Source organism: Streptomyces anulatus, from assembly GCF_000721175.1.
GTDB classification, from domain to species: Bacteria; Actinomycetota; Actinomycetes; order Streptomycetales; family Streptomycetaceae; genus Streptomyces; species Streptomyces anulatus_C.
Genome location: NZ_JOEZ01000030.1, coordinates 143204 through 153173, shown reverse-complemented (window position 1 = coordinate 153173; position 9970 = coordinate 143204). Strand labels below are relative to the sequence as shown.

Annotated in this window: 7 protein-coding genes and 3 pseudogenes; 6 read left to right on the top strand and 4 right to left on the bottom strand. The window is 71.8% G+C overall.

The features are described from left to right. A pseudogene (locus IG90_RS42630) lies at window positions 1-157 on the bottom strand (DNA recombination/repair protein RecA); the annotation flags it as partial. A 566-nt stretch (window positions 158-723) separates the two neighbouring features. On the opposite strand from IG90_RS42630, the gene IG90_RS0130005 reads away from it, so the two are divergent. Continuing rightward, the gene (locus IG90_RS0130005; protein WP_030591349.1) at window positions 724-1353 is read left to right on the top strand and encodes a TetR/AcrR family transcriptional regulator; all 630 of its coding nucleotides are present in this window, start codon (window positions 724-726) and stop codon (window positions 1351-1353) included. A gap of 212 nt (window positions 1354-1565) precedes the next feature. After that, window positions 1566-2282, top strand: a complete 717-nt coding sequence (locus tag IG90_RS0130000; protein WP_033894765.1) for a HEAT repeat domain-containing protein — start codon at window positions 1566-1568, stop codon at window positions 2280-2282. A 37-nt stretch (window positions 2283-2319) separates the two neighbouring features. Here the strand turns inward: IG90_RS0130000 and IG90_RS46215 are convergent. Continuing rightward, window positions 2320-2589: pseudogene (locus tag IG90_RS46215) on the bottom strand (SAM-dependent methyltransferase); the annotation flags it as partial. 164 nt (window positions 2590-2753) lie between these two features. Here IG90_RS46215 and IG90_RS0129995 point away from each other — a divergent pair. Then, entirely contained in the window at window positions 2754-4715 is a 1962-nt protein-coding gene (locus IG90_RS0129995; protein WP_030591343.1) for an acyl-CoA dehydrogenase family protein, read from the top strand. 42 nt (window positions 4716-4757) lie between these two features. Here the strand turns inward: IG90_RS0129995 and IG90_RS0129990 are convergent, their stop codons facing one another. After that, the gene (locus tag IG90_RS0129990; protein ID WP_030591340.1) at window positions 4758-5354 is read right to left on the bottom strand and encodes a TetR/AcrR family transcriptional regulator; all 597 of its coding nucleotides are present in this window, start codon (window positions 5352-5354) and stop codon (window positions 4758-4760) included. A 143-nt stretch (window positions 5355-5497) separates the two neighbouring features. On the opposite strand from IG90_RS0129990, the gene IG90_RS0129985 reads away from it, so the two are divergent. The 3 genes and pseudogenes from IG90_RS0129985 to IG90_RS39890 form a co-directional block, all read left to right on the top strand. Continuing rightward, a complete protein-coding gene (locus tag IG90_RS0129985) occupies window positions 5498-6490 on the top strand; it encodes an oxygenase MpaB family protein (protein WP_030591336.1) in 993 nt (330 codons plus the stop codon). Window positions 6491-6610: 120 nt separating this feature from the next. Continuing rightward, complete coding sequence (locus tag IG90_RS0129980; RefSeq protein ID WP_030591333.1) at window positions 6611-8875, top strand: serine/threonine-protein kinase; 2265 nt, start codon at window positions 6611-6613, stop codon at window positions 8873-8875. Next, a pseudogene (locus IG90_RS39890) lies at window positions 8872-9286 on the top strand (iron chelate uptake ABC transporter family permease subunit); the annotation flags it as partial. The gene IG90_RS0129980 and the pseudogene IG90_RS39890, both read left to right, overlap by 4 nt. A gap of 139 nt (window positions 9287-9425) precedes the next feature. Here the strand turns inward: IG90_RS39890 and IG90_RS0129970 are convergent. Beyond that, complete coding sequence (locus tag IG90_RS0129970; protein ID WP_030591330.1) at window positions 9426-9950, bottom strand: GNAT family N-acetyltransferase; 525 nt, start codon at window positions 9948-9950, stop codon at window positions 9426-9428. Window positions 9951-9970: the final 20 nt, after the last annotated feature.

Sequence of the window (9970 nt, the reverse complement as noted above, 5' to 3'; positions counted from 1 at the left end):
CGCCGAGGGCGACGTCGAGGGCGGTCGAACCCGTGGGGATGACCTCGATGGGCTCGTTCGGCCGCTCACCGAGGCGCATCACCGCACCCTTGCCGAACTTCCGCTCGATCTGTGCGAGTGCGGTGTCCAGCGCCTTCTCGTGGTCGGTTCCTGCCATGAGCTCTCACCCGGTCCGATTGAGTGGCACGCCGCACGTCGGAGAACGTGGGCGTCTACTGCCGACAACGGACGTGTCGGAGATCAAAAAACGAACATCCGATCGATTTTCGTGTCCAGTGAAAGGTACCAAACGGAGGGGAAGCGGGACGGCGTGCGCACCGGACGCACGCCGGGACACTCGCGGCGGGTTTCGTCTTCGCGATGGCGCTGGAGGGTGCGCGCCTCGTCGGGCGGAGGGGTTCCGGCGCCGTGCTCGCGTAGGGCGAACCCGGCGGATCGGTCGGAGCGAGGCTGTGATTCAGGCGCCGTAGGGTTCGCCGACCACTCAGCCTTTACGTGACTGTTCGACTTGAGTCGAGCTCCGCGCTACCCTCAACCTGAACAGTCGTGTTCAAGTTAAGGAGTGTGCCGTGACCGCACCGGTGAGTTGCCGTGGTTGGTCGGCATCTACAGCTTCACGGCGCGGGCCCGATGCTCTCCGCCGGCAGCACCACCGAGCTCCGCGAAGCCGCCGGAGCAGCCCGACGCACCGTCCGTCACCAAAGAGGGGCCTACGCTCACATCATGTCCACGCCGCACGAGAAGGTACGCCGCCCCGGCGGCCGTACGCCAGGAGGAGAACCGCGCCGACGCGCGGACGCGGAGCGGAGCATCGCCTCCATCGTCGCCGCCGCCTTCGACTGCTTCCGCAAGGACCCCAACGTCAGCCTCTCCGCGGTCGCCGGCGCGGCCAGGGTGAGCCGGGTCACGCTGTACGCGCACTTCCCGTCCCGCGAGGACCTGCTCGACGCGGTGCTCGAGCACTCCGTCGAGCAGGCGGACGCGGCGCTGCAGAGCCAGGTGCTCGACGAGGGTCCGGCCGACGAGGCCTTCTCCCTGCTCGTCCGGTCCGGCTGGCGGATCCTGGAGCGCCATGCGTTCCTGCTCGCCGCGTCGGAGGGCGTCATCGCCCCGGCCCGGCACCGCAGGCACCACGAGAAGGTCCTCGCACGGGTGGAGCGGGTCCTGGTCCGCGGGCAGGAGGAGGGCGTGTTCCGCACGGACCTCCCGCTGTCCTGGCTGGTGACCACCTTCTACAGCCTGCTGCACGCCGCCGCGGCCGAGGCCGACGCACGACACCTCAAGATCGAGGACGTCCCCGACATCCTCGACAGCACGCTGTCGTCGATGCTGCGGGCGCCCGCCTCATCCTGACGCTCCGCACGAACGGGGCGTCCCGTCCCACACCGGAGCAGCCCACGCACGCCGGCGAACGGTGCGTCGGCGTCTGCCTCGCCGTGATCCACGAGCCCCGGAACTGGCAGACGTGCGCGGCCGGTTCGGGCTGCTGCCTCGTCTCTGACCGGGCCGGACGAGGCCGTAGCAGCCCTGCCACAACGACAAGGTTCTCTCACCACACGCAGGAGATGGTCCCGATCGACACGCACGGAGCCCCGCAGCAGACCCGCCTGGTCAACGCCCTGAACGCCCAGGACCCGTCGGTCCGGCTCCAGGCCGCCATGGCGGCCGGCTCGACCCCCGACCCCGTACTCCTGGAGACGCTTGTCGAGCGGTGCGGGGTCGAGCCGGACCTCTTCGTGCGGGACACGCTGTCCTGGGCGCTGATGCGCTACTCGCCGGAGGTCACCCTGCCCCGGATCCGTCAGGAACTCGACTCCGCGCACGCCCAGGCCCGCAGCCAGGCGTTGCACACGCTGTCCAAGATCGGCGACAGGGGCGCGTGGGACTGGATCACGCGCGACATGCTGCACGACGCCGACGACGAGACCGCTCGGACCGCGTGGCGCGTCGCGGTCTCCCTCGTACCCGAAGGCGAGGAGAAGGACCTGACCGACGAACTGGTCAGGGAACTCGGACGTGGCAACCGCGGTCTGCGGCTGAGTTTGAGCCGCGCCCTGGTCGACCTCGGTGACGTGGTGGAGTCCGCCCTGGAGAAGGCCGCGGACGGCCCCGATCCGGCGGTGGCCGAGCACGCCCGTGCCACCAGGACGCTCCTGAGGGCCCGGCGCGCCGACCTCGAAGCGGCCGCCGAGAAGGCGAAGCGGATTCTCGCACCCGCCCCGGAAAGAGCGGACGCCGCTGCTGCCGCCGGGGCCGGGGCCGAAGGTGCCGGGGAGCGCTGACCGGCGATGTGGTCCGCCGCGTACGCCCCGGCGGCTGCCGCCGGGGCCTGTCCGCGAAGACCCAGCGGTTGCCCGCCGGCGCGTCGTTCGGCTCGGGCCGCGGGCCGCGCCCGTGCGGCCGGGTGAAGTCGAAGAGGGTGCGACCGAGGTGGACCGGCGCTTGTCCGTCAGGTGCCCCGCGGAGTCGGGCCGTGGCCCTTTGGTCGAACAGGTCAAGCAGGCCGATGCCGATCTGCTCAGTGGACGTGTGGAGCGGGCTGTCGCGGTACCGGGACAGGTCCTTGTCGAGCCCGACCTCGAAGGCGGCGCACAGCCGATCACCGCCCTTTCCCTCGCCGCGGAAGCGCAACGGGGCTGGGCCGGGCCGGTGCGGGCAGCCCGCGGGCCGTTCCGCGCCGGTCCTTACCCCGACTCGGCGAAATCCGCGCCGAGGCGTGAGGTGATCGTTCCCGGGCGGGGTAGCCAAGTGGTATGACCACTGACGAAACGACTGCCGCTCACGCCGGATACGTACAGCCGGAGGTCGACGTCCGGGCGCTGACCGAGCTGCTCGACGGCGAGTACGCCGAGGTCCGCGACCTGGTCCGGGCCAACCTGGTGACGCACGCCTCGGTTCTCGAGGAGGCCGACGAGCTCGACATCGACACGTTCCGTGAGCGGGTGCGCGAACGCGTGGTCGAGATGGCGGCGACGGGTCAGACCGGCATGGGTTTCCCGAGGCGGTACGGCGGAGGCGATGACATCGGGGCCTCGATCGCCGCGTTCGAGACGCTCGCCTTCGGTGACCTGTCGGTGCTGGTGAAGGTCGGTGTGCAGTTCGGGCTCTTCGGCGGCGCGATCCTGCATCTGGGCACCGTACGCCACCACGACGCCTATCTGCCGGACCTGGTCACCGGGAAGCTGATGGGATGCTTCGCGATGACCGAGACCGGGCACGGGTCGAACGTGCAGGCGCTCGGCACCGTCGCGCGGTACGACGCCGCCGCACAGGAGTTCGTCATCACCACCGAGGGCGAGCAGGCGCGCAAGGACTACATCGGCAACGCGGCCCGCCACGGCGAAGTGGCGGTCGTCTTCGCCCAGCTGGAGGTGGGCGGGAAGCCCGAGGGCGTACACGCGTTCGTCGTGCCGATCCGGGTCGGCGGCGAGGTGGCGCCCGGCGTCGACATCGAGGACGACGGCCGCAAGATGGGTCTCAACGGTGTGGACAACGGGCGTATCCGGTTCGACGGGGTGCGGGTGCCTCGCGAAGCGCTGCTGAACCGCTTCGCCGACGTCACCCCGGAAGGCGTGTACACGAGCCCGATCGACAACCCGGACCGCCGCTTCTTCACCATGCTCGGCACCCTGGTGCAGGGCCGGGTCAGCGTCGGTGGCGCCGGAGTGAGCAGCGCCAAGGTCGCTCTCGCGGTCGCCACGAAGTACGCGCTGCGGCGCCGGCAGTTCCCGGCGAGCTCCCAGGGCGACGAGCAACTGCTCCTCGACTACGGACTGCATCAGCGCCGCCTGCTGCCGCTCATCGCCCGTACGTACGCGCTGCACTTCGCGCAGGACGTCGTGCGTACACAACTGCACGACGTATTCTCCGGCACCGGGGACGACCCACAGGCACGGCGACTGCTGGAGTCGCGGGCCGCCGGGACCAAGGCGCTCGGTACGTGGCACGCCACCCGGGTGGTCCAGGAGTGCCGCGAGGCGTGCGGTGGCGCCGGCTATCTCGCGGTGAACCGGTTCGCCGCTCTCAAGGCCGACAGCGACATCTTCACCACCTTCGAGGGCGACAACCACGTCCTGTTGCAGCTCGTCGCCAAGGGCCTGCTCACCCACTACGCGAGCGAGTTCGAGGACCTGGACCAGCTGGGCATGGTCCGGTACGTCACCAACCTCGCCGTCGAGACGGTCATCGAGAAGACGTCGGCCCACAAACTGCTCGAACGGGTACGTGATCTGCTGCCGGGCGGTGACGAGTGGGACCAGGAAGCCGGTCTGCTCGACTCGGAGTACCAGCTCGCCATGGTCCGCTACCGCGAGGAGCACATGCTCGCCGGGCTGGCCCGCAGACTCAAGCGCGGGATCGACCAGAAGCGCGATCCCGGCGTCGTCTTTTCCCAGGTGCAGGACCACGTCATCGCCGTCGCCCACGCACATGTGGAGCGGCTGGTGCTGGAAGCGTTCGTCGAGCGGGTGCGTGCGCTGCCCGACGGCGGCAACAAGGTCGCGCTGGGCCTGCTGTGCGACCTGTTCGCCCTGTCGACGATCGAGGCGGACCGGGCGTGGTTCATGGAGCACGGCCGGCTGACCGTACAGCGCTCCAAGGCGATCAGCCGTGAGGTGAACGGGCTCTGCCGCAAGGTCCGGCCCCTCGCGGGCGACCTCGTCGACGCCTGGGGCATCCCGTCCGAAATGCTGCGCGCCCCGGACCTGGTGGGCTGACCCGGCGCCCCGGCCGCCGTACGGCTCACTCCTCGTCGCCCACTACTCCCGGGTCGCCGCGAGCACCAGTTCCACGCAGTGCGACTCCAGTCGCTCGCGCGGCACATCGAGCGTGCCGTGCAGCCACCCCGCGAAGAGGTTCGCCAGGCCGCCGACCAGGGCGTGCGCGGCCATGCGGCGGTCGATGTCGTCCCCCGTCCCGGAGAGCTGGCCGCCGACGAGGTCGGTGAACACCGGCATGAGCCGGTGGCTGTGGGCCCCCAGAGCCGGGTCGGCGAAGGGCTCCAGGAGCAGCAGGCGGCCCTTGTGCGGCGCGTCCAGGACCAGGGCGACGAAGGCGGAGACGGCGGCCCGGGCCCGGACCTCGCGCTGCGGGACGCTGAGCGCCACGGCTTCCTCCAGAGCCTTCCTGGCCTCGTCGGCGACGCGTTCGAAGGCGGCGAGGAGCAGGTCGTCGCGGCCGGTGAAGCTCTCGTAGAAGTAGCGGTCGGTCAGGCGCGCCTCTCTGCAGACGGACCGGACCGTGACGGCCGCGCACCCCTCCTCGCCGGCCAGGCGCTCGGCGACGTCCAGGAGGGTCTGCCGACGGGCGGCGCGACGATCGGCGAGCTTGGTCCCGCCCCAGCTCCGTTCCGCCAACTCCAATTCTCCCGTTCTCCGTTGACGCCACTTCTCCTGTCGACCCAATTGACGACAGGTGTCCCCACATTCTAACCTGAGGACAGGTGTCATCAGATTGCTCTCGACGGCCTCGCAACGGAGATCCCCCAGCGGAGGTACACGTGACAGCGTCAGCTCATGGACCGGACCCGAACGGACCGGACCACACAGGACCGGACCCGACCGGCCCGAGAACCGCCGAGCCCCTCGGCCCCGACTCCCTCACCTGGCGGTGGTTCGGCGACTGGCGAGGTCTCCTCCTCGCGCCCTGGGCAGGATCGATGCAGAACATGCACCCCGAGCTGGGCGCGGGCGTCGCCGAGCACTCGCGCTTCTTCGAGGAGCGCTGGGAGCGCCTCTTCCGCTCGCTGTACCCCATCGGGGGAGTGGTCTACGACGGCCCGCTCGCCGCCCGGACCGCCCGCGAGGTGCGCGGCTACCACGCCTCGATCAGCGGGGTCGACGAGCACGGGCGCCCGTACCACGCGCTCAACCCGGGCACGTTCTACTGGGCGCACGCCACGTTCTTCATGCTGACCGTCCAGGTGGCCGAGCGTTTCGGCGGCGGCCTCACCGAAGCGCAGCGGCACACGCTCTTCGACGAGCACGTCCGCTGGTACGCGCTGTACGGCCTCTCGATGAAACCCGTTCCCCGCACCTGGGAGGAGTTCCAGCGGTACTGGGACCACATGTGCGCCGACGTCCTGGAGGACAACCGTCCGACACGGGACGTCCTGAACATGCGCCGTATCGCCAGACCGCCCCTCCTGCGGCTGCTGCCGTCGCCGCTGTGGGCCCTCGTCCGCATCCCGATCGTCCGGCTGACGCTGTGGATCACGGTCGGCGTGTATCCGCAGGCCGTACGCGAACGCCTCGGCCTTCGCTGGACGCCCCACGACGAGTGGCTGCTGCGCAAGCTGGGCCTGTTGGTGCACCACGCCTGGCAACGCGTTCCCGAGCGACACCGCTTCCACCCGCGCGCCCGCGCGGGCTGGGACCGCGAACGGGGCCGGTCGGCACCGGGCCCGGTGGAGACACCTGCCCGGAACCTCCCGCCCGCGGAGCGGCGCGGGCTGCCCCAGCACTACGTTCCGAAAGCCGACCGCCGAGGGTGAGAACGTCCCTGTGCGTCACCCGCTTCGCTCCGCCGTACCGCCCTGCGGCTAGTTTGTGCGCAGGACGGATGAGCAGGCCCGTGGTGGCACGGACACACGGGTGACGGGAGGTCGGGAAGAGTGTCGCTGCGCGGAGGTGATCCAGCCGAGATCGGCGGTTATCCGCTGGAAAAACGGCTCGGTTCGGGTGGCATGGGCACGGTCTTTCTGGCCCGTACGAGTTCGGGTCGGCCTGTCGCGATCAAGCTGATCCATCAGCAGTACGCGGGGGACGACGAGTTCCGCATCCGCTTCCGGCAGGAGGTGGCTGCCGCGCGGCGGGTGAGCGGCGCGTTCACCGCCGCCGTGGTCGACGCCGCTCCCGAGGCCGAGCAGCCGTGGATGGCGACGACCTACGTCGAAGGGCCCACGCTCGCCCAGCGCATCGCCGAACAGGGCCCGCTGGACGGGGCGGAGCTGAGGAGGCTCGCCATCGGGCTGGCGGAGGCCCTGCGCGACATCCACCGGGTGGGCGTCGTCCACCGCGATCTGAAGCCCTCGAACGTCATGCTCTCGCCCGAGGGCCCCCGCGTCATCGATTTCGGCATCTCGCGCGCCGTGGACCAGCAGACACTGACGATGACCGGGCGGGTCATCGGCACACCGCCCTTCATGTCGCCCGAACAGTTGCAGGCGCCACGCGGTGTGGGGCCGCGGTCCGACGTCTTCTCGCTGGGAACGCTCCTGGTGTACGCGGCGACGGGTCACGGGCCCTTCGACGCGGACAGCCCCTACATGACGGCCTACCAGGTGGTGCACGAGGAGCCGTCGCTGGGCGCGGTGCCGGCGGCTCTGCGAGCGGTCGTCGAGCCGTGCCTGGACAAGGAGCCCGAGGGGCGCCCCTCCGCGGACGAGCTCCTCGTGCTGCTGCGGGACCTGCCGGCCGAACTGGGCGGCACCGGAACCGGTGGGCCGGGTGCGGGCCACACCCGCGACATGATCACCCAGCATCACCTCGCGACGGGCGACACCCCGGAGCGGACTTCCCGGGACCGGGCCGCCCCGGCCGGTTCCGGCACAGGGAGCACCGGTACCGCGATCGGCGGCCGTCTGCGTCGCCGGTGGCGGCCCGTGCTCGCCGCGGCGGTCGCGGTGGCGGCGATCGGCGGGGGAGTGGCCGCGCTGACGACGGGCGGCTTCGGGGCGGACGGCGGCCCGGACCACGGTGGCGGAGACACCGGCCCCAGCGCTGCGGCGTCGCCGGGCGGCGCACTGCCGAAGGGCTTCGAGCCGTGGAGCAGAACCGTGCTGGGCGGCCGCGAGGACATCCCCGACGAGCTGCGCTGTCTGGCGCGGGGCGACGCGCTGTTCTGCGGGGGCGGCGGCGTTGTCGCGGCCCGTATCAGCGCCCGGGACGGATCGCGGGTGTGGACGGCGAAGAGTCCGGGCGTCCCCGTCCAGGGCATGCACCTGGTGGGCGCCACCGACGACACCGTGCTCGGCTACCGCTTCGCCGCCCAGCACGCCCCGCAGGACCCGAGCAGCGAGGTGGTGGCCCTCGACGCGGACAGCGGCCGGGAGCTGTGGTCCGCGCCGTCCGGCGCCCAGTCGACGGCCGTCACGGGCCGGTCCCGGGACGCCGTCGTGGTCGGCTCCGCCGTGGTGACGGTCGACGCCTCCAACTCCCGCTTCGAGGCCCGGGACGCGCACAGCGGCGAGGTCACCTGGACGACGCCGTTCCCCGCGGGCACGCAGTGCGCCCCCGTCCCGGCCGGCCCGCGGCTCCTCGCCATGTGCGCGACGGACGCGGAGATGGACGACGTGCAGGTACGCCGTCCCACCCTGGCCACGCTCGACCTCGCCTCCGGGACACCGGGCGAGCCCATCGCGGTCAACGGCCCCGTCGTGCCGATGGGCGTCGCCGACGGCAGGCTCGTACTCCTCTCGAAGCACTACGAGGGAGTGTCGCCGGCCGGCTACGACGGGGTGGCGCGGGTCGACCCGGCCTCGCGGAAGGTCACGTACTCCCGGTTCGGCCAGGTGTACGAGGGCACGTCCGGCATGGCGGGCGACACCGTCTACGTGAGCGGGCAGGCCGGCCTCGTGACGGCGCTCGACTCCGCGACCGGAGGTAGGAAATGGTCGCGGCAGACGGGCGTGGAGGGCGCGTCGGGACCGACGGCGGGACCCGACGCGTTGTACTTCAGCTCGGCCACCGGCCGGGTGGTCGCGCTGTCGCCGCGCGACGGCACACCGCTGTGGACGACGGATCCCCGGACCGACGGTCTGACGGGTGAACAGGACGCGAGCCCCCGCGTGACCGTCGCGGGGCGGGCGGTGTTCGTGGCCGCCGCCACGAACACCCTCTTCGCCTTCGACGCGCAGCGGCCGCCGAAGCCGGGCTGACCGACCCCGGCGCTCCGGCATCCGGTCGCCTGGCCCTGCGGGCGTTCACACTCGGAAGCCACCCGCTGAGCCTCGGCGACCTGACCGCGGCCCTGTCCGGCACAACGAGGAACTGCGTCCACACCGTCGTCCTGGAACGGCGGGCACCGCGCGTCGTCGCCGCCGTACCGTTCGTCGCCGCCCTCGCCGTGAGTGGCGCGGTCTTCCAGTCCCTGACCCGCAACCCGCTCGGCAGAGCCGACGTCATCGGCTTCACCACCGGCTCCTGCCCCGGAGCCGTCCGCACCCTGCTCGCGGGCGCGCGCAGGTACCCGGCGCTCGCGGCGGGCGCGCTCGCCGGCCGGCTCGTCACCGCGCGCGGTGTATCTGCCGGCGTTCCGGCGGGGTGTGCGGGGCTTCCGGCTCATCATCGCGGCCCAGCACGCGATCGAGGACGTGGTGCTGCCGACCGGCGCGGTCACGGCGTGCTTCGGCGGGCGTACCTGATGGTGCCGCTGGTCCGGGAGTCCCGCCGGGGCTTCCAGGGTGCGCCCGGCGGATCCCGACCGGGTCAGTCGCCGAGGATCCGCTCCCACAGGAGTCCGTCCCGCCAGCTCCCGTCGAGAAGGATCGCGGAGTGCGCGACGCCGAACGGGGTGAACCCGTTGCGGCGCAGCACCCGTTGGGAGGGCAGGTTCTCCAGGTTGGTGGACGCCTCGGCGCGGTGCAGGCCGAGTTCGTCCGTCATCACCCGCAGGGCCAGCCCGACCGCGTTCCCGGCGTGCCCTCGGTTCTGGGCGACGGAGGCGATCCAGTAGCCGACGGAGCCTCGGCGCAGATGCGGCTGCGGCAGGATTCCCCCGATGGTGACCTGCCCGATCACCTGGCCGTCGGCGAGCACCACACCCGGCCAGACCGTGCCGGCCCGGTGGCCGGCCAGCATCGCCTCGATCCGTTCCGCCTGGCCCTCCGGGGTGAAGTAGTCTGCCGGCTGGGCCGGTTCCCACGGCCGGAAGGCCTCGGCGTCCCGCACCCGGTGCGCTGCGATCGGGGCGGCGTCGGCGGGCTCTATCAGGCGGATCCTGGTGCTGGGCATGGGCCGGTCCTCGTCGTGGT

Coding starts and splice junctions, on each gene's coding strand:
- IG90_RS0130005 (WP_030591349.1), top strand. CDS start 724: ATGTCCACGCCGCACGAGAAGGTACGCCGCCCCGGCGGCCGTACGCCA.
- IG90_RS0130000 (WP_033894765.1), top strand. CDS start 1,566: ATGGTCCCGATCGACACGCACGGAGCCCCGCAGCAGACCCGCCTGGTC.
- IG90_RS0129995 (WP_030591343.1), top strand. CDS start 2,754: ATGACCACTGACGAAACGACTGCCGCTCACGCCGGATACGTACAGCCG.
- IG90_RS0129970 (WP_030591330.1), bottom strand. CDS start 9,950: ATGCCCAGCACCAGGATCCGCCTGATAGAGCCCGCCGACGCCGCCCCG.